This is a genomic window from Paenarthrobacter sp. OM7 (genome assembly GCF_029873575.1).
Lineage (GTDB): Bacteria > Actinomycetota > Actinomycetes > Actinomycetales > Micrococcaceae > Arthrobacter.
Window position 1 is genome coordinate 2,481,209 of record NZ_CP123579.1, and the last position, 25,332, is coordinate 2,506,540.

The 25,332-nt window shown below is 62.0% G+C and carries 21 protein-coding genes; 6 read left to right on the forward strand and 15 right to left on the reverse strand.

What is annotated here, in order from left to right; all coding sequences use genetic code 11:
• Positions 1 to 142 precede the first annotated feature (142 nt).
• Positions 143 to 2,095 (forward strand): M13-type metalloendopeptidase, encoded by a 1,953-nt coding sequence (locus QEH68_RS11430; protein WP_207593631.1) that lies wholly within the window; start codon positions 143 to 145, stop codon positions 2,093 to 2,095.
• A 95-nt stretch (positions 2,096 to 2,190) separates the two neighbouring features.
• On the opposite strand, the gene QEH68_RS11435 is transcribed toward QEH68_RS11430, so the two are convergent.
• From QEH68_RS11435 to QEH68_RS11455, 5 genes are all read right to left on the reverse strand, one after another.
• Positions 2,191 to 3,750, reverse strand: a complete 1,560-nt coding sequence (locus QEH68_RS11435; RefSeq protein WP_280622910.1) for an LCP family protein — start codon at positions 3,748 to 3,750, stop codon at positions 2,191 to 2,193.
• 105 nt (positions 3,751 to 3,855) lie between these two features.
• The gene (gene era, locus QEH68_RS11440) at positions 3,856 to 4,818 is read right to left on the reverse strand and encodes a GTPase Era (RefSeq protein WP_207593633.1); all 963 of its coding nucleotides are present in this window, start codon (positions 4,816 to 4,818) and stop codon (positions 3,856 to 3,858) included.
• Complete coding sequence (locus QEH68_RS11445; protein ID WP_280622911.1) at positions 4,802 to 6,133, reverse strand: hemolysin family protein; 1,332 nt, start codon at positions 6,131 to 6,133, stop codon at positions 4,802 to 4,804. Before QEH68_RS11445 ends, era begins: the two co-directional genes overlap by 17 nt.
• Positions 6,130 to 6,603, reverse strand: a complete 474-nt coding sequence (gene ybeY / locus QEH68_RS11450) for an rRNA maturation RNase YbeY (protein WP_207593635.1) — start codon at positions 6,601 to 6,603, stop codon at positions 6,130 to 6,132. The genes QEH68_RS11445 and ybeY overlap by 4 nt, the downstream gene beginning before the upstream one ends.
• A complete protein-coding gene (locus tag QEH68_RS11455) occupies positions 6,600 to 7,682 on the reverse strand; it encodes a PhoH family protein (RefSeq protein ID WP_207593636.1) in 1,083 nt (360 codons plus the stop codon). Before QEH68_RS11455 ends, ybeY begins: the two co-directional genes overlap by 4 nt.
• A 424-nt stretch (positions 7,683 to 8,106) precedes the next feature.
• On the opposite strand from QEH68_RS11455, the gene QEH68_RS11460 reads away from it, so the two are divergent.
• A complete protein-coding gene (locus QEH68_RS11460; protein WP_207597565.1) occupies positions 8,107 to 8,979 on the forward strand; it encodes a GerMN domain-containing protein in 873 nt (290 codons plus the stop codon).
• Positions 8,980 to 9,039: 60 nt separating this feature from the next.
• Here the strand turns inward: QEH68_RS11460 and QEH68_RS11465 are convergent, their stop codons facing one another.
• The 3 genes from QEH68_RS11465 to hrcA are packed head-to-tail and all read right to left on the reverse strand — an operon-like array spanning position 9,040 to position 11,992.
• Positions 9,040 to 9,804, reverse strand: coding sequence for a 16S rRNA (uracil(1498)-N(3))-methyltransferase (locus QEH68_RS11465; protein ID WP_207593637.1), 765 nt, complete (start codon positions 9,802 to 9,804; stop codon positions 9,040 to 9,042).
• 2 nt (positions 9,805 to 9,806) lie between these two features.
• Entirely contained in the window at positions 9,807 to 10,934 is a 1,128-nt protein-coding gene (dnaJ, locus tag QEH68_RS11470; RefSeq protein WP_207593638.1) for a molecular chaperone DnaJ, read from the reverse strand.
• Between the two features lie 50 nt (positions 10,935 to 10,984).
• On the reverse strand, positions 10,985 to 11,992 hold the full coding sequence (hrcA, locus tag QEH68_RS11475) for a heat-inducible transcriptional repressor HrcA (RefSeq protein ID WP_089595203.1): 1,008 nt from the start codon (positions 11,990 to 11,992) through the stop codon (positions 10,985 to 10,987).
• Between the two features lie 178 nt (positions 11,993 to 12,170).
• On the opposite strand from hrcA, the gene QEH68_RS11480 reads away from it, so the two are divergent.
• Positions 12,171 to 13,022, forward strand: a complete 852-nt coding sequence (locus QEH68_RS11480; RefSeq protein ID WP_207593640.1) for a DUF3097 domain-containing protein — start codon at positions 12,171 to 12,173, stop codon at positions 13,020 to 13,022.
• A gap of 121 nt (positions 13,023 to 13,143) precedes the next feature.
• Positions 13,144 to 13,557, forward strand: coding sequence for a DUF4870 domain-containing protein (locus QEH68_RS11485; protein ID WP_207593641.1), 414 nt, complete (start codon positions 13,144 to 13,146; stop codon positions 13,555 to 13,557).
• 30 nt (positions 13,558 to 13,587) lie between these two features.
• Here the strand turns inward: QEH68_RS11485 and hemW are convergent, their stop codons facing one another.
• Both hemW and lepA read right to left on the reverse strand, forming a co-directional pair.
• Positions 13,588 to 14,817 (reverse strand): radical SAM family heme chaperone HemW, encoded by a 1,230-nt coding sequence (gene hemW, locus QEH68_RS11490; RefSeq protein WP_207593642.1) that lies wholly within the window; start codon positions 14,815 to 14,817, stop codon positions 13,588 to 13,590.
• On the reverse strand, positions 14,818 to 16,671 hold the full coding sequence (gene lepA, locus QEH68_RS11495) for a translation elongation factor 4 (protein ID WP_011774924.1): 1,854 nt from the start codon (positions 16,669 to 16,671) through the stop codon (positions 14,818 to 14,820).
• Positions 16,672 to 16,831: 160 nt separating this feature from the next.
• Between lepA and QEH68_RS11500 the strand changes: the two genes are divergently transcribed.
• Positions 16,832 to 17,359, forward strand: a complete 528-nt coding sequence (locus tag QEH68_RS11500) for a type II toxin-antitoxin system PemK/MazF family toxin (RefSeq protein ID WP_280622912.1) — start codon at positions 16,832 to 16,834, stop codon at positions 17,357 to 17,359.
• 178 nt (positions 17,360 to 17,537) lie between these two features.
• Positions 17,538 to 17,798, forward strand: coding sequence for a 30S ribosomal protein S20 (gene rpsT / locus QEH68_RS11505; RefSeq protein WP_207593645.1), 261 nt, complete (start codon positions 17,538 to 17,540; stop codon positions 17,796 to 17,798).
• 107 nt (positions 17,799 to 17,905) lie between these two features.
• Here rpsT and holA read toward each other — a convergent pair whose 3' ends face one another.
• From holA to leuS, 5 genes are all read right to left on the reverse strand, one after another.
• On the reverse strand, positions 17,906 to 18,922 hold the full coding sequence (holA, locus tag QEH68_RS11510) for a DNA polymerase III subunit delta (RefSeq protein WP_280622913.1): 1,017 nt from the start codon (positions 18,920 to 18,922) through the stop codon (positions 17,906 to 17,908).
• Positions 18,923 to 19,078: 156 nt separating this feature from the next.
• Entirely contained in the window at positions 19,079 to 20,806 is a 1,728-nt protein-coding gene (locus QEH68_RS11515; RefSeq protein ID WP_280622914.1) for a ComEC/Rec2 family competence protein, read from the reverse strand.
• A complete protein-coding gene (locus QEH68_RS11520; protein ID WP_207593647.1) occupies positions 20,799 to 21,623 on the reverse strand; it encodes a helix-hairpin-helix domain-containing protein in 825 nt (274 codons plus the stop codon). Before QEH68_RS11520 ends, QEH68_RS11515 begins: the two co-directional genes overlap by 8 nt.
• Positions 21,624 to 21,695: 72 nt before the next feature.
• Positions 21,696 to 22,730: a DegV family protein gene (locus QEH68_RS11525; RefSeq protein WP_280622915.1), complete on the reverse strand. Its 1,035-nt coding sequence runs from the start codon at positions 22,728 to 22,730 to the stop codon at positions 21,696 to 21,698.
• Between the two features lie 8 nt (positions 22,731 to 22,738).
• Complete coding sequence (gene leuS, locus QEH68_RS11530; RefSeq protein ID WP_280622916.1) at positions 22,739 to 25,267, reverse strand: leucine--tRNA ligase; 2,529 nt, start codon at positions 25,265 to 25,267, stop codon at positions 22,739 to 22,741.
• Between the last annotated feature and the right edge of the window lie 65 nt (positions 25,268 to 25,332).

The following is a 25,332-nucleotide window of genomic DNA, read 5'->3' on the forward strand; positions in this document are numbered from 1 at the left end:
AGCTAAGAAGAAGCATCGCCGTACGCACAAAATCACAGTAACACGATGCGTATGATGACAGTGCAACACCTCATGCAAAGTCCACTATGCAGACGCAGCGACGGTGGCAACGCCGGCTGCTGTGTCCACACAAGGAGCCACAGTGCCACAGTCGGGGATCACTCTTTCGAACATCGATCACAGCGTCCGGCCCCAGGACGACCTCTACCAACACGTCAACGGCGCGTGGCTCAACAACACAACCATCCCTGACGACAGGCCGCTGGAAGGCACGTTCACCGCTTTGCGGGACGGAGCCGAGTTGGCCGTCAAAGCAATTATCGAAGAAGCTGCAGGCAAAGGAGAGTCGGCAACCGGCGTCGAGCAGCAGGTGGGTGGACTCTACGCGAGCTTCATGGATGAGGCCGCAGCAGAGGCCAAAGGCCTTGACCCCATCCGGGGCCGGCTCGAGGACGTCAACGCCGTGGGATCAACCCAGGAACTGGCCGGCCTGATAGGCCGCCTCTTCCGTTCCGACGTCTCCGGGCTTTTCTCAATCTACCCGGCCCCTGACGCCGGCAACCCCGAGCGCATCCTCCTGTATATCGGGCAGGGCGGCCTTGGACTACCGGACGAGTCCTACTACCGGGAAGAAAAGTTTGCCGATATCGTTTCGGCCTACACCGGGTACGTTGCCAAGATGCTCGCCCTCGCCGGAATCAAGGACGCCGAAGCAGCGTCAGTGCGCATCGTCGCCCTCGAAACTGCCTTGGCTGCGCACCACTGGGACAACGTCACGTTGCGGAATCCCCAGAAGACCTACAACCTCAAGACGGCAGAAGAAGCAACGGAACTGTTCCCCTTGCTGGAGACCTGGTTCCAGGCAGCCCGTGTCGACGCAGCCAAGCGAAACGAGATCGTTGTCAGCACCCCGGACTTCTTCGCCGGCGCAGCAGGCTTGCTGGAGTCCGAGCCGTTGGAAACGTGGAAGGAATGGTTGACACTGAGGGTGCTGAGTTCGGCGGCCCCGTACCTCTCGTCCGAATTCGTGGACACCAACTTCGAGTTCTACGGCACTACACTCAGCGGCACGCCCCAGAACAAGGAACGCTGGAAGCGTGGAGTTGCCGTTGTCGAAGCTGCGCTTGGCGAAGCCGTCGGACAGATATACGTGGAGCGGCACTTCCCCCCGGGCCACAAAGCGAGGATGGAGACGCTCGTTGCCAATCTGATCGAGGCTTACCGTGACAGCATCTCCTCCCTGGCATGGATGGGTGAGGAAACCAAGAAGGAAGCGCTCAAGAAGCTGGAGGCATTCCGCCCCAAGATTGGCTTCCCGGAAAAATGGATCGACTACTCAGTCGTGGTCATCGATCCATCCGACCTGTTGGGCAACGTGGAGCGCGCACATGATGCTGACGTCGACCGTCACCTGGACGAGATCGGCAAGCCTGTTGACCTTAATAAGTGGCTGATGACTCCGCAGACGGTCAATGCCTACTACCACCCCATGCTGAATGAGATCGTCTTCCCGGCCGCAATTCTCCAGCCGCCCTTCTTCACGGCAGATGCTGATGACGCCGTGAACTATGGCGGAATCGGTGCCGTCATAGGCCACGAGATCGGCCACGGCTTCGACGACCAAGGATCGCAGTTCGACGGCAGCGGTGCACTGCGCAACTGGTGGACTGATGAGGACCGGACCGCGTTCGAAGCCCTCACGGCCAAATTGGTGGCTCAATACGACGCCCTCTCCCCCTACGCGGCGCCAGAACACAAGGTCAACGGCAAGCTCACCCTCGGCGAGAACATCGGCGACCTCGGCGGCCTGACCATTGCCTACAAGGCCTACCTCCTCAGCCTGGAAGGCAAAGAGCCTGAGGAGATCGACGGCTTCACTGGCCAGCAACGCTTCTTCATGTCGTGGGCAGCAGGCTGGCGCCAGGTAATCCGCCGTGAAGAGGCGATCCGACGGCTTGCCACCGATCCGCACTCCCCCAACGAGTTCCGCACCAACGCCATCGCCCGCAACCTCGATGCGTTCCATGAAGCATTTGGTGTCGGCGCAGCAGACGGCATGTGGTTGGAATCCGGAGACCGCGTCAGCATCTGGTAAGAAGGGAAAAATGAGGCCGGGCCAGTTCGTAAAGAACTGGCCCGGCCTCTTCAGTCTATGGCTGCCTCGCAGCCCGCTACTGGTCCATGTACTGACTATTGGTCGATGTACAACGGGTTCACTTGTTGGCAGACGGCATCGCTCGCGGTCTGGTTGACCACGTCCGATGGCACGGAGGTTGCTCCGTAGGTAGTGCCGGCGGCGAAGTCCGTACCCACATAAAGCTGAACTCCCGCCACGCCGGGAGCCTCCTGCACTTGGGCCGCCGGAATACCGTAGAGCGCAGCCACGTCTGCAGCGACATCGGCGAAGCCTGCCCCGTAGTAAATCACTGTCTGGTCCACAGGGTTTGCCAAATAGGAAACCGCCTGGGTAAAGCCACCGCCTGTCAGAACCGACATGATCTCCTGGGCCCGCGCGGCTGCTCCGCTGCCGTTGGCCACTGCCACCGGCTGGATCGCTTTGTCGTAGGCGGGGACCGCAGGAGTCGATGCCGTGGGCTGCGGTGCGGGAGTTTCGCTGGCAGCGGGCGACGATGTGGCACCGGGTGTGGTCAGGTCAAGGTCGGCACGCAACGCTGAAAAGAGCTGGGATGACTGCGGTTCCACAAGCTCCAGCCTGTTCGGATCAACTGCTGCTGCCTGGGTCGGGACAGCCACGAACGCAACCTTGGAAACATCAATGTCCTTCAACCGCGCTCCGATGGTCAGCAGCGACGGAACGGATGCCAGGCCCTCATCGACGGTGAGGTTCTGGGTGACCACGTCGGCAATCTGGAGGAGCCTCTGCGGGTTACCCAACGTTCCTTCGTCTTTGAGCTTCCTGGTCAAGGACGAGAGGAAAGCCTGCTGTCCCTTGATACGACCGAGGTCGCCTCCGTCGCCAAAAGCGTGGCGGGTCCGCAGGAAAGCCAGGGCTTGTTCGCCCTCAACCAGGGAATCACCTTTGGGCAGGCGAAGGCGGGAGTCCGGGTCAAAGACGGGGTCGCTGACACAGACATTCACGCCGCCAATAGCGTGGGACAACTCCTTGACGGCGTTGAAGTCCGCCATCATGAAGTGGTCGATTTCCAAACCGGTCAATTTATTGACGGTGTCAACAGCGCAGCCGATGCCCGCCTCGGCCATGGCCTCGTTGATCATCACACCGCTGCGGGCAGGGAACGTCTGGTTGTTTGTCCGATCGGTGCATTGCGGCACGTCCACCAGCAGGTCACGCGGGAAGCTCATGACGCTGACGCGCTTGTTGTCTGCTGAGATATCCAGCAGCATCATGACGTCCGAATGACCGTAGCCGGTGGAGTCTTCCGTGCTTCCGTACTCCGAGTTTTTCCCGTCACGGGTATCAGAACCAAGAATAAGGATTTGCAGGCGGTCCGATTTGTCATTGGCCAGGGTTTCACCGCTGTCGCGGGTCTCCCCTGCACTCAGCGGAGCCTTGGTGATGTTGCTCTGCAACCGGATGAACCAAAAGGCAGCAAAAGCCACGCCCGCAACCAGGGCCACAGAGACCACGCCAGTAACAATCTTCAACCACAACGGAAGTCCCTTGCGGGCCTTCATGTGGCGGGGAGTGCCCTCGGCATCCTCACCGTGGCGAGCCGCAACGGGGTCAGCGGTGCCGGTGCCCTGTGGGCGGGCGTCACGACGTCGCACTATTCGGTTTACCTTTCCTCAAACACGTGGATTCCCGCCATCATAGTTGCCGATTCTGGGAAGTTCCTTATCGCGCCTCTACGATGCCGGGACGTGTCTTGCCCGCTAGAACCCGAGTTTGACCAGTTGCTTGGGATCCCGCTGCCAGTCCTTGGCCACCTTAACATGCAGATCCAGGTAGATTCGGGTGCCCAGAAGTGTCTCGATGCCCTTCCGTGCGTTGGTACCGACTTCACGCAGCCGGCTGCCACCCTTGCCGATGATGATGGCCTTCTGGGAGGGCCGCTCAACATAGAGGTTGACCCGAACGTCCAGGAGCGGGTTGTCCTCGGTTCGACCTTCACGGGGAACGATTTCCTCCACCACTACGGCCAGCGAGTGGGGAAGTTCGTCGCGGACACCTTCCAGGGCAGCCTCTCGAATAAGTTCCGCAATCATGACGGCTTCGGGCTCGTCCGTCAGTTCACCGTCGGGGTACAGCGGGGGCGATGACGGCATGTGGCTGATCAATACGTCCGCGACAGTGGAGACCTGGAATCCGTCGGCCGCTGAAACGGGGACGATGTCTGCCCAACCTTGCTCCCCCAGGACATCGCGTCCCAAAGCAGCGACAGCGAGCAATTGCTCGGTCAAGGCCTGGCGGTCAACAAGGTCGGTTTTGGTGACAAGGGCAACGATCGGCTTCCTCCCCACGGCCGCCAACTGAGCCGCGATGTACTTATCGCCGGGGCCGATCTTCTCGTTCGCCGGCAGGCAGAATCCAATGGCATCCACTTCGGCCAGGGTATCGGCCACAAGATCATTGAGCCGCTTACCCAGGAGCGTGCGCGGCCTGTGCAGGCCAGGGGTGTCCACCAGGATCAGCTGCGCATCCTCGCGGTGGACAATACCGCGGATGGTGTGCCGCGTGGTCTGCGGCTTGGCCGAGGTGATGGCCACCTTCTGGCCAACCAAGGCATTGGTCAGTGTCGATTTGCCGGCGTTGGGCCGGCCCACCAGCACAGAGAAGCCTGCGTGGAAGCCACCGAAGTCATTATCGGCATCGAATTTCTTATTTTGCTTGCTCACGTGGAACTCCCTGTTGCGTTGAGTCGGCGTCATCGAGTAGGTCTTCAAAGTCAGTGTCTTCCTTTGGCATGGCTGCCGCAATGATGTGGCTGACCCTGTTTCGGCGACCCTCAAGCCTATCCGCCCTGAGCGATATTCCATCCACATCAACTGAACTGCCGACAATCGGGACCTGCCCCAGGGCCTTGGCAAGGAGGCCGCCTACGGTGTCCACCTCGTCGTCGTCGAGGTCAATGTCGAACAGTTCACCGAGGTCGTCGATGCTCATGCGGGCGCTGACCCGGAACGTACCGTCACCGAGGTCCACTGCTTCTTCTGCCGCGGCATCGTATTCATCCACGATTTCACCCACGATTTCCTCGATGAGGTCCTCAAGGGTCACCAGTCCGGCGGTACCGCCGTACTCATCGATCACGATCGCCACGTGGGTGGATTCCTGCTGCAGTTCCCTGAGAAGGTCACTCACGGGCTTGGATTCAGGAACGTAGCGGACGTCCCGGGCGAGGGAGTCGACGTCGTGCGCCTGCAGTCCGGGTTCGCCTCGATACATGGCCGCGGCGACGTCCTTCAAATAAAGGATTCCGCGGATCTGGTCGGTATTCTCACCGATGACCGGAATCCTGGAATAGCCCGACCGCAAGAAGAGGCCCATGGCTGTCTCGAGGTCCGATCCGGTACCGATGCTGACAATGTCTGTGCGGGGAACCATGACGGAACGGACCAACGTGTCGCCGAAGTCGAAGACCGAATGGATGAGTTCAGCCTCGTTGTCCTCGATCATGTCCGATTCTGCGGCGCGGTCCACGAATTCGCGGAACTCTTCTTCGCTGACGAATGCGTCATCACCGCTGGGCGCGCCAGGAGCCACTGCCTGGCCGAGGGCCACGAGCCACCCGGGAATGGGGCCGAGAACCCAGCAGAGGAAGCGGATCAGCGGAGCCGTGAAGCGAACAACGGGACCGGAATGGGCCCTCCCCAGCTGCCTCGGCGACACCCCCACCAGCACGAATCCGATGACGGCCATGATGCCGGTAGCAGCAAGCCCGGCAAGCCAGACGTTGTCGAGCAAACTGTGCAGCACTACCGCCACAGCTACTGCAGCGGCCATCTCGAACCACACACGCCAGAATCGCAGGGCCCTCATGTGGGCAATGGGAGCTTTGAGGATTCCGCTCAGGGCCTTGCCCTTGCTGCGCACAATTGATTGTTCGGCCTCGTGCCGGGGAAGGAAATTGAACGCGGCTTCAGCAGCCGTCAACAGGGCGACAAAGCTGAGGAAAACCAGCGCCATGCCGACCAGGATGATCCAGGTCACTGCATGGTCTCCATGGGGGCATCCTTGCCCAGGAATTCAGACAGCAGTTCGCGCTGCAAACCGAACATCTCTTCTTTTTCCTCGGGTTCGGCGTGGTCGAATCCCAGAAGGTGGAGGATGCCATGGGTTGTCAGGAGCAGCATCTCATCCTGGGTGGCGTGACCGGCATTGCGGGCCTGTACCTCGGCCACCTGAGGGCAGATGGCGATGTCGCCCAGCATTCCCTGCGGGGTTGGCTTATCCGGGGTGCCTGGAGTGAGCTCGTCCATGGGCACAGACAGGACGTCGGTGGCCCCGGGTTCATCCATCAGTTCGATGTGAAGCTTCTCCATGGCGGGTTCATCCACCAGGAGAATGGAAAGCTCCGCTTGCGGATGGATGTAGAGCCGTTCGAAGATGAAGCGGGACAACGTCACCAGCTGGGCTTCGTCCACCGTCACACCGGACTCGTTGTTGACTTCAATGCTCATTGACGTTCTCCACGTTTGTAATGTGTGCCTGACGCGTCTTTGCGGTGCGCGTCATCCCAGGTGCTGTAGGCGGACACGATGTCGGCCACCAGGCGATGCCGGACTACGTCGGCCGCCTCAAGAATGGAGAAATTGACGTCGTTTATGCCTGTCAGGATCTCCCGGACAATCCGAAGGCCTGACGTTGCGCCCAGCGGAAGGTCGATCTGGGTGACGTCGCCGGTGACTACCATTTTTGAACCGAAGCCGAGGCGGGTCAGGAACATCTTCATCTGTTCCGGTGTGGTGTTCTGCGCTTCATCAAGAATGATGAAGGCGTCATTGAGCGTACGTCCGCGCATGTACGCCAACGGTGCCACCTCAATGGTGCCTGCAGCCATCAACCGTGGGATGGATTCCGGATCCATCATGTCGTGGAGGGCGTCATACAGCGGGCGCAGGTACGGATCGATCTTGTCGCTCAATGTACCTGGCAGGAAACCGAGCCGCTCCCCCGCCTCCACCGCAGGCCGCGTCAGGATTATCCTGCTGACTTCCTTCATCTGCAACGCCTGCACGGCCTTGGCCATGGCCAGGTACGTCTTGCCCGTGCCAGCTGGACCGATACCAAAAATTACCGTGTTTGCGTCGATGGCATCCACGTAGTTCTTCTGGTTCAGTGTCTTTGGACGGATGGTCTTGCCGCGGCTGGAAAGGATGTTGTGGGTCAGCACATCAGCCGGGTTCTGCACCGACTGGGCCCTCAACAGGGACACCAGCTGCTGAAGGATGTCCGGGCTCACCACGGTCCCTTTCGCCACAAGCCCACGGACTTCCTCCAGGAGGCGCATGACGCGGGGAATGACGGTGGAGGGGCCGGTCATGGAGAGCTCGTTGCCGCGGACATGGAAGCTGACATCCTGGAATTGTTCCTCGATGTACCTCAGGGCTTCGTCATGGCTGCCCAGCGAGTGAACCATCTGGTCGGAGTTGTCGAAGGTGACGACTTCCGTGCGTGTGCCCGGTAATGTGTGCGGGAACTCGTTGGGCGGCTGGTTGCCGTTTCCGGTCCTGAGCCGCCCGTTCAAAGATTCACTCATAGTGCTGGCCCGCGGGCCTTTTCTCCTCCGGTTGGTCTGTAATAACGCCATCGATTCGACATTCTCTGCGGACTTTCGTTGCCCGCGTTGATGCCGGAATGTCTCCAATCCTACGCCAGCCCGCCCGCGATGAACCTCCCCCGGCAGCCTCATTCGGCACCCTGGGGCTGATGCGGACATTTTGTCTCAACTCGGCATCAAGCCGGTATCAATCATGTTTCAGTTGGCGCCCTCCCCCGGAAACCCGGCCGACCGCCGTCGACGATGTGCCAAGCTGGCATTGCGGGTGAAAACACGACCCCGCACCCCAGCCGACAAATGGCTGCCAAACCATGCAGGGCAGGACAGGAAACCCATCAAGAAAACAGCCAGCAACGATCATGGCGCGAACAAGCGGACCAAGTCCGCTGTTGCCGTGCCGGCGATGCTCGCTGTCCTCCTGCTGACCGGTTGCATCGCCAACGGTGGCGGCACCCAAGCCACCTCCACACCGCCGCCGCTGACCGTCCAGGAAGCCCCGGCCAGCAACGCCCCGCTGGAAACCACCCAGGCCTCCACAAAGATCCCGGTCTACTGGATCGGGCGGAGCAAGGAAGAGGTCTACCTTTATCGCGAGTTCCGGGACATCTCCGGCGACGGAAATCCTGTAACCACCGCCCTGAAAATCATGATGGCGGAAAAGCCGTTGGATCATGACTTCTTCACTCCCTGGCAGGAACCCGCCAACCTGGCCACGTCCATTTCCGGCAAAAACGTCATTACAGTCGATATTTCCCGCGATGCTTTCAACTCAAACCTGGATGCCGGCATGGCGCAGCGTGCAGTGCAGCAACTCGTCTACACGGCAACGGCCGCAGCTTCGTCTTCAGGGCTCATCAATTCGGGCCAGCAGATCCAAGTGGTCATCCTGGTTGATGGCCACAAGGACTACATGGCGTTCGGGCAAGTGCAGCTGGGTGAGCCGATGACCCGCGACGCCTCCTTGGTTGCCCCGCTCTGGATCATCGATCCGCAGGAAGAGACCACCCTGCCCACAGGACTGGTCAAGTTCAACGGGCGGAGCACTGACAGCTCCAAGCCCATCGCCTGGCAGGTACTGCAGGACAATGGCAAGGGCGAAAAGACCAGCCTTCTCACGGGCCAGACGCAAGCCACCGGCGAACCCGGGCAGTATGGGTTGTTCACTTTTGGCGCGACATTGAAGGCCGGCCAGTATGAGGTACGTGTTTCCCAGGTGGACAGCGCCGGAGACATCATCGCGACAAGCACCGACACGCGGCTGTTCAGGGTCGGGTAGCTGTTCACGGTCGGTAGCTGCCCGGAGCCGGAAGCGGACCAAAGCCGCCCGGCTGCACCGCTACCAGCGGCCCAGGATGTCGCTCGCAAGCACGACGGCGGCAGGTCCCGCCGTCGACGACCTCAAGACATGATGCCCCAAGAGAGCCGTCACGGCGCCGGCATCACTGAGCCGCGTCACTTCGCGGGGCGAGATCCCACCCTCGGGCCCCACTATCAACAGCACCTCGCGGGGTGAGGTGGCCTTGGTTGCCGCCAGCTCTTCAAGAATGGTCCGCAAAGGATTCTTGGCGTCTTCATGCAGGATGATGGCAAGGTCAGACTGGGCAACGGCTTTCGCCAGGGACCCGGTGTCCACCATGGTCCGCACCTCGGGGATCCATGCCCGCCGGGCCTGCTTGGAGGCGGCAGCAACCACTGATTCCCACTTCGCATGGGCCTTTGCTGCGCGATCGCCTTTCCATCGAACAATGGAACGCTCTGACTGCCACGGGAGCACAGCGTCGATTCCGAGCTCCGTGGCCGTTTCGATGGCAAGTTCGTCGCGATCGCCCTTGGCCAGGGCCTGGACCAGTACCAGCCGGACGTCCGGCTGTTCTTCAAAGGCCATGTCGGAGGCAGTGACGACGAGGCCGGCGGGCCCGGCCGCGGCGACCGTGCCGGTCAACCGCGCGCCGGCACCATCGGCTATGTCAACGGGCTCTCCCACACCAAGTCGCTTGACCGTAACCGCGTGCCGTGCCTCTGGACCTTCCAGCACGAACGTGCCGCCGGGTATGACATCGCTGAGGCTGCCGGCCGACGTGAAGAAAACGGGGTTGCTCACCGCTACAGGTTACCGAGCTTGTCCCGAAGCTTGGCGAACATTCCGCCGCTGGCCACAAGCTTTCCTTCAGTGAACTGCTCCCCGCGAAGCTTGGCGAGCTGCTGCAGCAATTCTTCCTGCGCAGGATCCAGCTTGCTCGGCGTTTCAACGTGGAGGTGTACCTTGAGGTCGCCACGGCCATAACCACGCAGGTGCGTGACGCCCAGGCCCCGAAGGGTGATGATCTCCCCTGACTGGGTTCCGGCCTTCACATCAATGTCCTGTGCGCCGTCGAAAGTATCCAACTGCAACTCCGTACCCAGCGCTGCGGCCGTCATGGGCACGCTGAGGGTGGCATGGAGGTCGTCGCCTTCGCGCATGAACATGGAATCGTTGTTGACGCGGATCTCCACGTAGAGGTCGCCGGACGGGCCGCCTGCGGGTCCTGCTTCGCCTTGGCCGGACAACTGGATGCGCGTACCGGTGGCAACACCGGCAGGAACCTTGATGGTCAGGGAACGGCGACTGCGGATGCGGCCTTGGCCGTTGCACTCATTGCAGGGGTCTTTGATGACCGTTCCGAAGCCCTCGCAGGAACCGCAGGGGGCAGCGGTCATGACCTGGCCAAGGATGGACCGGACAGCGCGCTGGACCTGGCCGCTGCCGCCACAGATGTCACAACGTTCCGGGTGGGTGCCCGGTCGGCAGCAGCTGCCGTCACAGGTGGGGCAGGTCACGGCCGTGTCCACTTCGAGCTTCTTGTTGACGCCGAAAACGGCGTCCTTCAGGTCAATGCGGACACTGATAAGTGCGTCCTGGCCGCGTCGGACACGGGAGGCCGGCCCGCCGTGACCGCCGCCGCCACCAAAGAACGTATCGAAGATGTCCTGGAACGCGAAGCCCTGGCCGGAATATCCGCCGCCAAACCCGTTGTCCGTTCCATTCTCATTGCCGGTGGCGTCGTAGACGCGGCGCTTCTGGGGATCGGACAGCACCTCATAAGCATGGGTCACGGCCTTAAACTGCTCCGCGACATCCTCACCTGGGTTTACGTCCGGGTGGAGTTTCCGCGCCAACTTGCGGTACGCCTTTTTGATCTCTTCCCCGGTGGCTTCCGGCGAGACTCCCAAAACGTCATAGTGGCTGCTCAAAGTCGGTATCTCTTCCTTGTTGTACTGCGGATGTTTCTTCGGGACGGCGTTCAGCCGCCAAGAATGCGTGAAAGGTAACGGGCCACGGCCCGGACTGCGGCCATGGTAGTGGGGTAATCCATGCGGGTTGGGCCCAGGATCCCCACCTTGGCACCGGAACCGTATCCGGTGGCCACAACGGAAGCCTCAGCCAATCCGTCGTAGGGATTCTCCCGGCCGATACTCACGGTGACGCCCCTGGGGTCATCCCCCATGTCTGACAACAACCGAAGCATGACAACTTGTTCCTCAAGGGCTTCCAGCACCGGACCGATGCTCAAGGGGAAGTCCACGTTGGACCTGGCGAGGTTGGCCGTACCGGCCATCAGGATGCGTTCTTCGCGGCTGTTGTCGCTCAAGGCCTGCAGTCCGTTGGCCAACGTCTGGGCCAGCCCCCGGAGCTCCGGCGGACACAGGGCAATCACCGACGGAAGCACCTGCGGCAACAGGGCCAGTTGCGTCCCTGCGATGCTGCCCAGGAAGCGGGATCTCAATCGCATCAAAGCGTCGTCGCCCACGTCCGAACCAGCGTCGATGACCTTCTGGCTGACGCTGCCGGTATCGGCAATCAGCACCACCAACACTTGTTGTGGTGCCAACAGGACGAACTCAACATGCCGTACCAAGGCGCGGTTGGAGTGCGGATACTGCACGACGGCGACCTGGTTGGTCAGTTGGGACAGGAGCCTTACGGTGCGCTCCAGGATGTCGTCTACATCATCAGGGCCTTCAAGCAGCGAGTGGATGGCCCTCCGCTCTGCGGCCGAAAGGGGCTTGACTTGGGAGATGCGATCGACGAAAAGGCGGTAGCCCTTGTCGGTGGGAATGCGACCGGCACTGGTGTGGGGCGCTGCAATGAGGCCTTCTTCTTCCAGAACGGCCATGTCGTTACGGATGGTGGCGCTTGAAACTCCAAGATGGTGCCGTTCAACAAGGGCCTTCGATCCAACAGGCTCCCGTGAATGCACGTAATCTTCAACGATGGCACGCAGCACTTCCAATTTGCGTGGCTCACTCATTGCTCCACCTCCTGACGACTGCCGTGGTCTCTGAGACCGGGTCCACTTAGCACTCAACATGCCCAAGTGCTAACCAGTCTAGTATGAGCCAACCCGTTGCTAGCATTGAACTTTCCTTTCCCAAGCCAGCACAAACCAACACTGAACAATTCAACCCAGCACAAAAGGTAGGAACTCCTTGGCTTTCGACACGTGGGGTCCGCAGGATCTGTCAGCTCCCGCCAAACGGCAACTGCCGGAGGTAGCTGTACAACGCGGGATGGTCCTTGAAGATGTCCAATCAGGCTGGGTGGGCGAAGTCACCCGGGTGGAGAAGACCGGCGGCATGCACATCGTGTCCCTCGAGGACAGGCGGGGGAAGACGAAGTCGTTCCAGCTCGGATTTGGCTTCCTGCTCGAGGGGCAGCCCATCCGCTTGATGCCCCCGGCCCCCCGACAATCGACGCCGCCCGTTCAGGCCGGTCGCACGGCGTCGGGTTCGGTGAAGGTTGAAGGACAACGCGCCCAGGTGGCCAAAGCCAGCCGCATTTGGGTGGAGGGAAAACACGACGCCGAACTCGTCGAGAAAGTCTGGGGCGACGATCTTCGCGTCGAGGGCATTGTGGTGGAGCCCCTGCACGGAGTCGATGACCTCAAGTCGGCAATCTCCGCCTTTAACCCCGGGCCCGGCCGGCGCCTCGGCATCCTGGTGGACCACCTCGTGGCCGGCTCCAAAGAGTCCCGCATCGCAGCTGACGCCATGACTGTGCCCGGCGCCGCAGGAAACGTCCTGATTGTCGGCCATCCCTACATCGATGTCTGGCAGGCCATCAGGCCCAAAGTTCTGGGAATTGAGGCCTGGCCGTCCGTACCCCGCGGAACCGACTGGAAGACCGGGATTCTCACCGCCTTCGGGTGGCCTCACGAGACCGCTGAGGATATAGGACTGGGCTGGCAACGTCTTCTTGGTGCGGTTCGCAGCTACGCCGACCTTGAGGCCTCGCTGCTGGGCCGCGTGGAGGAAGTCATCGATTTCCTCACAGTTCCCTGACCTTTGGCCTCAAAGCAGCAGCAACTGACGTGTCATCGTGGCGTTTGTCCCGGGAAGCCTGCCGGGGCCGGTATTCTGGGACAGCAACACCGCACTATCTTTACAGCAAAGGGAACACACCGTGGCAGAGAACGCTCCTGAAGAACCGGGCAGCGCCGCAGGCCAGCCCCAGTACCATGGCGCGCCTGCAAATGCGCTGCCACTGACCGCCAGCGAGGACAGGCAGTGGGCTACCTTGGCACACTTTGGCGGTATTCTCGGATGCCTGCCATCTCTCCTGATCTACTTGATCTTCCGTGACCGCGGACCGTTCACGGCACAGGAATCCAAGGAGGCGTTGAACTTCACGCTGCCTCCCACCATCGCTGCGGTTCTGGCCAACATCCTGGTGCTGTTGCCGGTAGTAGGCAACATCTTTGCTGTGATCGCCACTGGCATCTGGGTAGCCCTGACATGCTTCTCCGTCTCAGCCGGAATCCGCGTCAACCACGGCCAGCCGCACCGTTACAAGCTCAACCTGCGCTGGGTCAAGTAGCCCTCCCCCAGCCATTCAAGCGGCTGGGGGTTAGTCGGGGAGAATCCGCCGGACTACGGCGTCAGCCAGCAGCCGGCCCTTCAGCGTAAGGGTCAACCGGCCTTTGAACGCTTGCACGGGATCAACCAGCTCGTCGGCGATCAGCCCTGCCATTGCATGGCGGCCAACCGCGTCCAAGGCATCTACTTCAAGCCCTGTACCGAGCCGTGCTTCCAGCATGATGCGTTCGACTTCCCGGGTTTCGGCGTCGAGGGTCTCCCGGCCTGCCGCCGGTGAGCTTCCCGCACCCAACCGTCCTGCGTACGCTGTGGGGTGCTTAACGTTCCACCACCGGACACCTCCTACGTGGGAGTGCGCACCGGGGCCGATGCCCCACCAGTCATCGCCGCGCCAGTAGGCCAGATTGTGCCGGCACGCTTGATCGGGTGTCCGGGACCAGTTGCTGACCTCGTACCAGTTCAAACCAGCTGCGGAGATCAACGAATCAGCCAACTCGTATTTGGCTGCATGATCGTCGTCGTCAATTCCGGGCACTTCGCCGCGGCGGATCTGGGCCGCCAACTTGGTGCCGTCCTCCACGATCAATGCGTAGGCGCTGATGTGGTCAGGCTCGTAGGACAGTGCTGTTTCAAGGGACAACCGCCAGTCCGCCATGGACTCCCCCGGCGTACCGTAAATAAGGTCCAGGCTCACCGCGAGTCCGGCCTCACGGGCCCACTGGACCACAAGCGGCACGCGACTGGGGGTATGGGTCCGGTCAAGGACCTTCAACACGTGCGGCACAGCCGACTGCATGCCAAACGAAACCCTGGTGAATCCGGCATCGGCCAGCACCTTCAGGGACTCAGGGGTTACGGAATCCGGATTGGCTTCGGTGGTTACCTCGGCACCGGGCTCAAGCCCCCAATGGTCGACGGCGGCCCGCAGGATTCGTGCAAGGTCTTCCGCGGGGAGGAGCGTGGGCGTACCGCCTCCAAAGAAGACTGTGCTCATGCGCCGCCGGGGCAGCCCTGAGGCCTCCAGTGCCAGAGCCGCGAAGTCGAGTTCGGACACCGCGGTTGTGGCGTAGGCATCCTGGGAGGCCCCGCCGCCAAGCTCGGTGGCCGTATAGGTATTGAAGTCACAGTAGCCGCAGCGAACGGCGCAAAACGGGATATGGACGTAGAGCCCGAAGTTGCGGTGCTCGACGCCATCCAGCACCTGCGGGGGAAGTACTCCGTCCGCAGGCGCCGGATCGCCCAAAGGTAGGACGCTGGGCATCTACTTCTTGGCCTTGTCCTTGGACTCGTCGGTGGTCAGTGCTGCGATGAATGCTTCCTGGGGAACCTCCACGCGACCCACCATCTTCATGCGCTTCTTGCCTTCCTTCTGCTTTTCCAGCAGTTTGCGCTTACGGGTGATGTCACCGCCGTAGCACTTGGCAAGAACGTCCTTGCGGATGGCCCGGATGCTCTCACGGGCGATGATTCGCGATCCGATGGCCGCCTGGATGGGCACCTCGAATTGCTGCCTCGGGATGAGCTCACGGAGCTTGCCGGTCATCATGACACCGTAGGCGTAGGCCTTGTCGCGGTGGGTGATGGCACTGAAGGCATCCACTTGTTCGCCCTGCAGCAGGATGTCCACCTTGACGAGGTCTGCAACCTGCTCGCCGTCGGCTTTCCAGTCCAGCGAGGCGTAACCACGGGTTTTGGACTTCAGGAGGTCGAAGAAGTCGAACACGATCTCGGCAAGGGGAATCCAGTAGCGGAGTTCCACTCGGTCCTCGGACAGGTAATCCATGCCGCGCATTTGGCCGCGGCGGCTTTGGCAGAGTTCCATGATGGAACCAACAAACTCGTTCGGAGCCAGGATGGTGGCGGAAACCATAGGCTCGCGAACTTCGGAGATCTTGCCCGTGGGGTACTCGCTGGGGTTGGTGACATGGATGACCTTCTTGTCCTCCAGTGTCACCTCGTATTCCACGTTGGGAGCCGTGGAGATGAGGTCCAGGTTGTACTCACGTTCAAGGCGCTCACGGGTAATTTCCAGATGCAGCAAACCGAGGAACCCGACGCGGAAACCGAAGCCCAGTGCTGCGGACGTCTCGGGTTCGTAAACCAGTGCGGCGTCGTTAAGCATCAGTTTTTCGAGGGCGTCGCGGAGGACAGGGTAGTCCGTTCCGTCCAGCGGGTAGAGACCTGAGAAGACCATCGGTTTGGCGTCGGCGTAGCCGCTGAGCGACTCCGAGGCAGGCTTGGCCAGGTTGGTGACAGTATCGCCAACCTTCGACTGGCGGACGTCTTTCACGCCGGTGATCAGGTATCCCACCTCGCCGACCCCCAGGCCCTTGGATGGCGTGGGCTCCGGAGAGCTGACACCAATCTCCAGGAGCTCGTGCGTTGCCCGGGTGGACATCATCTGAATGCGTTCGCGCGGGTGGAGCATGCCGTCCACCACGCGGACGTACGTCACGACGCCGCGGTACGTGTCATAGACGGAGTCGAAAATCATGGCGCGGGCCGGCGCATTGGGATCGCCAACGGGAGCAGGAAGGTCGCGGACAATTTTGTCCAACAGCGCCTCAACACCCACACCGGTTTTGCCGGAGACCTTGAGGACGTCCTCGGGGTCACCGCCAATGAGGTTGGCAAGCTCTGCCGCGTACTTCTCGGGCTGGGCAGCCGGAAGATCGATCTTGTTCAGCACAGGAATGATGGTGAGGTTGTTCTCCATTGCCAGATACAGGTTGGCAAGGGTTTGGGCCTCGATGCCCTGGGCCGCGTCCACCAGCAGCACTGCGCCTTCGCAAGCGGCGAGCGAGCGGGAAACCTCATAGGTGAAGTCGACGTGGCCGGGAGTATCGATCATGTTCAGTGCATAGCTGTTGCCATCAAGTTCCCACGGCATGCGAACAGCCTGGGACTTGATGGTGATGCCACGCTCACGTTCGATATCCATGCGGTCCAGATACTGGGCCTTCATGTCGCGTTGCTTAACGACGCCGGTGTACTGCAGCATGCGGTCGGCCAAGGTGGACTTACCGTGGTCAATGTGGGCAATGATGCAGAAGTTCCGGATGATGGCCGGATCTGTTGCGGCGGGCACCGGTGCGGTGCGGGCCATGGGAGACACGCAGGATCCTTACTGTCGACACTCACACGGCAATTCCCGGAGCTGGGCATAGGCCAGCCGGAACACGCCGCGCATCTGATCCTCTAGTCTCCCATGAACCTGCGCTTCGCCGTACATTGCCTGCCCAGGTGTCAGCTCCACGCAGCTGTAGCGTTGTCACATGGCTTTCGACTTGCGCCCTTTGGGCAAACTCATCCTGCGATCATTCAAAGCCCTCGGTGGCAACAGCACTAAAGCAGCCACACCGGCAGGTGCCCGCAGGACACAAACCCGGCAGTCCGACGTCGTACGCCAGCCAGGTTCTTACCCGGGCGATTTTCGCGGTTCCCTCAAGGTCAGCTACTCCCCCAAGCCAGATGGTCAGCCGGATCCCGGCGAGATTGTCTGGGGTTGGGTTCCCTACGAAGAGGACCACACACAAGGCAAGGACCGGCCCGTACTCCTGGTGGGCCGGGATCGCGAATGGCTGTTGGGTCTTATGCTGACCTCCAAGGACCACGACAATGGCGCACGCGCGGACGACTATGTTGATATAGGAACCGGCCCTTGGGATCGGCAGGGCAGGCCCAGCGAAATCAACGTTGGGCGCATTATCCGCCTCGATCCTGGTGCGATCCGGCGCGAAGGCGCCGTTTTGGGAAAACCGCAATTCCGGGAGGTCGCACGGGCCCTCCAAGAACGGCAATAGCCGGACCGGGGGCCCAGTTCCCGAAGAGCCCGGACTTTCTGCTATCCTTTATAGCTGTGTGTCCGTGCAGGTCGACGGCCATACATGGTTGGCTGCCATAGGCATCCCCACGCCGCTCAGTCGATGGCCAACCTGAAAACCCTCTAGACCATTTCCGCATTAAAAAGAGAGTTCATACGTGGCTAATATCAAGTCCCAGAAGAAGCGCATCCTCACCAACGAGAAGGCTCGCCTGCGCAACAACGCAGTCAAGTCCGAGCTGAAGACGGCCATCCGCGCCGTCAACACCGCCGTTGAGTCTGCTGACAAGGATGCTGCTGGAACTGCACTTGCTGCTGCCAGCCGCAAGCTGGACAAGGCTGTCAGCAAGGGCGTTATTCACAAGAACAACGCTGCAAACCGCAAGTCTGCGATCTCCAAGAAGGTCAACGCACTCTAAGGTTTTTCCAGTTCGACTGAGCTGATCAAAAGGCCGGCACCCGTTGGGTGCCGGCCTTTGGGTTTAAGCGGCTGTATCAGTGGCGGCGATGCCGCCGCTGACTGGCATCAACGTCGGCTGGCTGACATGGCAATTACAGTCACCGCGTGCTCCACTGCGTAGACAGGGTCCCGCGACTCACCCTTCACCTGCGCGTCCGCTTCTGCGATGACCTGGATGGAACGGATCAGGCCCTCGGGAGTCCATCGCCGGACATCCCGCTGCGCCTGCTCAACAAGCCACGGCTGCATTCCCAGATTCCTGGCGATGGTGGCTGGAGAACCATTGGCCCCTGCAACTTTGGCCAGCGTCCGCAGCTTGGCCGCCAGTGCCGCAACCAAGGGAACCGGATCCACCCCGGTGGCCAAGGCATGCCTCAACGTGGACAGTGCCACCGGCCCATTACCAGCCATCGCAGCATCCGCAACCTTGAAGGCCGTCGCCTCAACCCGGCCGCCGTAGTAGCGTTCAACGGTCTCCGCCGTCACGGCGGTAGTGGCGTCGGCGATCAACTGGTTGCACGCTGCTGCAAGTTCGGAAAGGTTTGCGCCCACTGCGTTCACCAGGGCCTGGACAGCATCGCCCTCAATGCGTCGCCCTCCGGCCCTGAACTCGGAGACGACGAACGCGGTTTTGTCAGAGTCCTTCTTCAACGGTTGGCAATCAATGACGGGCCAGCCAGCGGACTTCACGGCATCGAGCAGCTTCTTGCCACGAACGCCCCCGGCATGACGCAAGACCAGGACAACGTCCTGGTCCGGGTGCTGGAGGTAGGCCAGTCCGTCCGCCAGAAAAGCATCATTCATGGCCTCGAGGCCATCGACCTCAATGAGCTTCCCCTCACCGAAGAGGGATGGCGTGACGGTCATCGCCAGGGATCCGGCCTCGTAGGAGCCCGCGTTGAGTCTGCTCAGTTCGACATCAGGGGTGGTGGTTCGCACCTGGGCCCGGATGCCGTCCACGGCCCGGATACCGAGATATTCTTCTGGTCCCATGACCAGGACGACGGCGGCCGGTGCCGCATCCCGCCAGCTGACGGTGTTCGCCGCGACGCTCTTGGCCCGGGTATTTTGGGCAGCAGCCACAGGTGGTTCCTTCCGGACGTTTCTTTGCAGGATTCAAGTCTGCCATGTTTTGCAGGGGGTGGGATTTGGTGTTCGGAGGTGCCTGACGCCCTGGCGGCGTCCAACCGCTTCTCGCCCCTTGGGGGCGGCTCGGTGCAGGCGGCCGAGGGCTGCAGATTAGGTGCGTCGCCAATTCTTCACCTCTGAGTTGGTTTTGTGCTTCTGCCCAGTCAGCCTTGGTCTCCAGGAAGGCCCTCTCCAACGCCAGCGCACAGATCCTTGCGGCGTCTCCGTCGGCAGCCCGCCCCTACGCCCCCGGACGATCACCAAGCGATCAAGGAGCGCCACTACAGCGCCATGAAGTCCCATGACGTGACCCATCACCTGCGCAGGGCGCAGCACCATCCAAACAACCAGGACGGTCACCAAGGATGAGAGCACCATGGCCACTATTCCAACCGGCCCCTCTGCCCACGGCAGGGCAGCCCCTGGCAGGCCGGCAAAAAGCCGCGCCACTCCCGCAACCAACCCAGCACAGGTCCCGGAGACAGCGATGGGCACCACCGCGAGCCAGGGAAGAAGTGTTGCCAAAGGTACGGCAATTGTGCCGAAAATCGTCACCGGAGCCACCAACGGGCCTGCTACCACGTTGGCAATCAGCGCGAATGTGGTGAACTGTGGCTGAAGTGCCACGATCACCGGGCCACACAGCAGCTGGGCAGACAACGGCACGGCAACCCCGGCAGCCAACCACCGTGGCACCCAGGAAGGGATCCACGACGCAATTCTCGCCGCCAGCAGCACAATTCCGAACGTCGCCAGAACCGAGAGGAGAAACCCCACGTTGGCCGCCATGGCCGGGTCCAACAGCAGCAGGATGGTTGTGGCGAGGCAGAGGAAGGACAAGGACCGTCCGCGCAGACCACCCGCCAGGGCAGCCAGCCCCACTGTCCCCATGACTGCGGCCCGTAGGACGCTGGGATCCGGCCCCACCATGGTGACGAATGCCACCAGCCCGCACGCAGCAAAAGCCCCTGCTGCCGGGCGCGCCAACCGGAAGCACCGTGCCAACAAAATGAAGCCACCCAGAATGAGGCTGCAGTTGGCTCCCGAGACCGCCGTCAAGTGAGTCATTCCCGTAGTCTTCATTGCCGCCTCCAGGCTTTCCGGCAGCGCGCTGGTATCGCCCGTCACCATTCCAGGGAGCAGCCCGGACGCGTCCGGAGGCAGCCAGTCAGCAGCGGAGACAAACCCTTTCCGCACGTCGGCCGCTGTCTGTCGGGCATCGAACCCGGATCCGGTGACGACGGGGTCAGAGGACGCGCTGAGAAGCGCAGCTTCGGATTGCCCTTCCCGCACCTGTTTCAGCGTTCCGGTTGTTCTGACTCTCTGCCCCGCCCGTACATTCCGCCAGGCAGCACCGCCCGACACAACGATGCCGGCAGTTCCACGTATCACGTTTCCCTTGGACGTGAGATGAATCAGACCCGCATCAACCATCCACCTGTCGTCACTTGAAGGCGCAGGTGAAGGCACCGGTGTGGGGCTGCCCGTAATGAGAAGGTGAACGACGACCCCCTCATCGGCGGACATCGCCGGGGCCAGTGGTCCGTTCTCACGGTTGTCGGCGATGACAGCACAATGAACCGCAACAGCGGCGCCCAGGACACACGCGAGGGCCAGGGTGGCCCACAGTGTTCGGGGCCGCACTCCGGACGGCCCCTGGCGATGCCCCACCACCAGGAACACTCCGCCAAACAAGCCCAGTGCAACCGCCACCACAGCCGACCAGACCGCATCCATGCGGCCACCTGCCAGCGCTGCAGACCACGTCACCACCACCATCGGCACGAGCCTCAGGTCTATGCGTTTTCCCGCTTCCGGACCTCCCACGGACTCAGCCACCCTCCACCGTCACAAGGTCTTTGAGGGACTCCATGAGCTTGGGCCCAATCCCATCAATGGCATCCAGTTCGTCCACCGAGGCGAACGGTCCATGGTCTTTCCGCCAGTCCAGAATCCGCTGGGCAGTGACGGGCCCCACCCGGGGCAATGTCCCCAACTCCTCCAAGGTGGCAGTGTTGATGTTGACCTTCGTGGCCCCGCCGCTGGAACTGCCAGTGCCAGTACTGCCAGCAATCGCAGACGGGGCGCCCTGCGGGGCTTCCCCCGCTACTGGAACGGCAACCTTGGCTCCATCGCTGAGCACCTCGGCAAGGTTCAGCCCGCCGAGTTCGGCGTTTGGCGCTGCACCCCCGGCGGCCTCAATGGCCTGGAAGACGCGGCTACCCAGCGGCAAAGTGACGACGCCGGGCTGCTGCACGGCCCCCGCCACGTGAACAATCAGGCTCCCCTGGGACTCCGAACCCACTGGTTGCGGCGATTCTGACGAACCCGGCACAACGGGGCCAACAGACGTGGAAGAATCCAACGGTTCTGATGTTGGCTGGCCCAGGGAAGACTGCCATAAATGCCACCCGATGAGGCCTGCCCCTACCACCGCCAGGAGTACCGCTACGCGCCAAGGGGCACGCCATCGAAGACGGGATCTGCGAAGGAGGTCTCCGGGGTCTTCCTCGTCGCCAACTGGAACAGAAGGATAATTGTCCGGCAACTCCAACAGCGGAGAAGCCAGGGTCTCTCCGGCCAATCGGGAGGTAAAGCGCTGCCGTGCTGCCGTCGCTGCGGCATCTGGGGACGAATCCCGGTTCCAGCGTGGCATGAAATGAGCTTATGGCCGGCGCCGCAGGGTCAGTCCGCCCTACATGGGCTATGTGGATAAACAGCCGGATAATCAGTCCGTTGGCGTGCTGCTCTCCCCCACAATGACAGCCAGAACCCCCAGGCCGGCATGAGCCGCCAGGACGGCAGGCAAGGCACTGATTTGCGGCGGCGGGCAGTCGGGGCATTTCTCGTTCAGCCGGGCGGCCAGGGCTTCGGCCTCCATCTGGTTGCCAAAGTGATGTACAGCCAGGCGTTGCTGTCCGGCCGGGCGGGAAGCAACATCCGCTGCAACGATCTCCTCCAAGCGAGCCACGGCGCGCACGGCGGACCTGACCTTTTCCAGCGGAACGATCTTGCCGCCGTCGACGGCCAGGATGGGCTTGATGGCGAGGACCGTACCCAACAGGGACGCTGCGGCACCGATCCGCCCACCACGGCGTAGCTGTTCCAGGCTGGGCACGTAGAAGTAGACCTTGGTGCGCTCCATGCGCCGCTCGGCGAAACCACGGACTTCGGCAGCCTCTTGCCCATCGGCAGCAGCAACCACGGCACTTTGGACCCCCATGCCCTGCGCCATGCCCACCGTGCGGGAGTCCACCACTTCCACCGGAATGCTGACGCGGGCCGCAGCCAGTCGGGCAGCATCGGCGGTTCCGGAGAGCTCGGAAGAAATGTGGATGGACACCACTGACTCGAAACCGCGACGCTGGGCAGCGAGGTAGGCCTGCTCGAATTGTCCGGGTGATGGCCGGGACGTTTTCACCGAGGCACCCGAGGCCAGGGCCAGCGATAAAGTCTGGGTGATGTCGTCTTCGCCCTCGCCATAAATTTCGTTCCCCACCATGACGGGCATGGGAACAACAGCGAGCCGTCCGTCGGCGGTAAACGCCGAGACCCAGTCCGTGGGTAGCGCAGCCGCCGAATCCGTGACGACTGCTGTCTTGACGACGGCGGCCAACGGTACGTCAGCTGCTGGAACCGGCGCAGTGGGCTGCCTAAGGCGCGCCACTCTTTCCTTGAGCCATATCCATGCGGGTGGTTCTCGCTCAGGCACGCAACCTCCAAAGATGATGGCCGGCCGCCGGCAGACTGCCGGCGGCCGCATTGTCCCTGCTAGGCGGGGACGATGTTCACCAGTTTAGGTGCCCGGACGATCACGGTCCGGATGCCGCGACCGTCCATGGCACGCTGGACGTTTTCCGAAGCCAGGGCAAGTTCCCGCAAGGCGTCCTCAGTGATGTCAGGCGACACTTCCAGGCGATCGCGAACCTTGCCCTGCACCTGAACCACAGCGGTGACGGTATCCTGCACCAGCAATGCTTCGTCGTGCTTCGGCCAGCCTGCATTCGCTACGGAAGCAGGGTGGCCCAGGGTGTTCCACAGGTCCTCGGCTGTGTACGGAGCAAACAGGCTCAGGATGACCGCTACGGCTTCCACCGCTTCGCGTACGGCGGGGTCTGCGGCACCTGCGCCGGAATCAATGGTCTTGCGGGTGGCGTTCACCAACTCCATCAGGCGGGCCACCACGACGTTGAACTTGTTGTTGTCCAACAGTTCCGCGGCATCGGCGATGGTCTTGTGCGTGACAGTGCGCAGTACGCGGTCGCCAGCAGCCGGATCCACACCCGGCTCGCTGCTGACGTCCTGGCCAAGCCGCCAGGCCCGGGCCAGGAACTTGGCAGAACCCGACGGCGAAACGTCGGCCCAGTCGACGTCGTCTTCCGGTGGGGAGGCAAAGACCATGGTGAGGCGCACGGCGTCGACGCCGAACTTGTCCAACTGCTCGCCGAGGTCCACACCGTTGCCGAGGGACTTGCTCATGGCCTTGCCGCCGTTGAGCACCTGGCCCTGGTTGAGCAGCGCCGAGAACGGTTCATTGGCTTCGATCAGGCCGATGTCCTTGATGACCTTGGTGAAGAAGCGGGCGTACAGCAGGTGCAGGATGGCGTGCTCAACGCCACCTACGTACTGCCCGACCGGCATCCAGTTGTTGATCTTTTCAGGATCGAACGGGCCCTCGGTGTAGTCCGGGGACACGAAGCGCAGGAAGTACCAGGACGAGTCCACGAACGTATCCATGGTGTCGGTATCGCGCTGCGCAGCGCGGCCGCAGTTGGGGCACTCAACATTGACCCACTCGACGGCGGCGGCCAACGGGGAGGTCCCCTTGGGCGAGAGCGCCTCACCCCGCAGGTTATCGGGCAACCTGACGGGCAACTGGTCATCGGGGACGGGAACTTCGCCACATTCGCCGCAGTGGATGATGGGGATGGGCGTACCCCAGAAACGCTGACGGCTCAGCAGCCAGTCACGCAAACGGAAGTTGACGAATTTCTCGCCGGTTCCCAGCTTCTCGAGGATCTCGATCGCTGCCGGAATGCCCTCGGACTTGGACAAGCCGTCCAAGTCGCCGGAGTTCTTCAGTGTGCCTTCGCCGGCAGTGGCCACGCCGGTCTCTGCGGGATCCTCGGCGCCTGTTTCCACCACTGCCCGGACGGGCAGGTTGAAGGCCTTGGCGAAGTCGAGGTCGCGCTGGTCATGCGCAGGCACGGCCATGATGGCACCCGTACCGTAGTCGGCCAACACGTAATCAGCGGCCCATACCGGGAGCTTCTCGCCGTTGAGCGGGTTGATGGCGTAACGGCCGGTGAAGACGCCGGTCTTCTCGCGTTCGGTGGACTGGCGCTCAATTTCGGAGAGCGCCTTGACCTTTTCGCGGTACGCCATGAGTTCGTCGTGCTGTTCCGGAGTCACCAGGTCCAGCGCCAGATGCGCATCTGCTGCAACAACAAAGAACGTTGCGCCATAGAGAGTGTCAGGACGGGTAGTGAAGACCGCGACTTCGCGCTCGGCACGCTCTTCCGTGGCTTCGATGACGAACCGCACGTGCGCGCCTTCAGAGCGGCCGATCCAGTTGCGCTGCATGGCCAGGACACGCTCGGGCCAGTGCCCTTGCAGCTGGTCCATGTCCTCCAGCAAGCGGTCAGCGTAGTCGGTGATCTTGAAGTACCACTGGTTCAGCGACTTCTTGGTGACGGGTGTGCCGCAGCGTTCACAGGCGCCGTTGACAACCTGTTCGTTCGCCAGGACGGTGAGGTCCTTGGGGCACCAGTTGACCGGCGAATCCTTGCGGTAGGCCAGTCCGCGCTCGTAGAAGCGCTTGAACAGCCACTGCGTCCACCGGTAGTACTCGGGATCCGAGGTGTGGATGCGCCGGGACCAGTCGGCGGAGATGGCGTATCGCTTGAACGACGCCGCCTGGGTGTCGATGTTCGCGTAGGTCCACTCGCTGGGGTGCGCGTTGCGCTTGATCGCGGCGTTCTCCGCGGGGAGGCCGAAAGAGTCCCAACCGATGGGGTGCAGGACGTCGAAGCCCTTCTGGCGCAGGTATCGCGCCACCACGTCGCCCATCGCGAATGCTTCGGCGTGGCCCATGTGCAGGTCACCGGAAGGGTAGGGGAACATGTCCAGCACGTAGCGCCGTTCCCGCGAACCGTCGTCGGCAGGCGTGAAGACCTTGAGGTCTTCCCAGACTTGCGGCCACTTGGCTTCCATCGCCGCGAAGCTGTAGACGCCCTCTTCAGGCGCTTCAGCTGCGGCTGTCTGTGCTGTTCCGGTCTCTGTCTCCGGCTGAACGCTCACTGCTGCCCTCTTCTGTTCTTCGATGGCGGTTTTGCCTCCTGCTGCGGTCCCGGATTGCCCCGGAC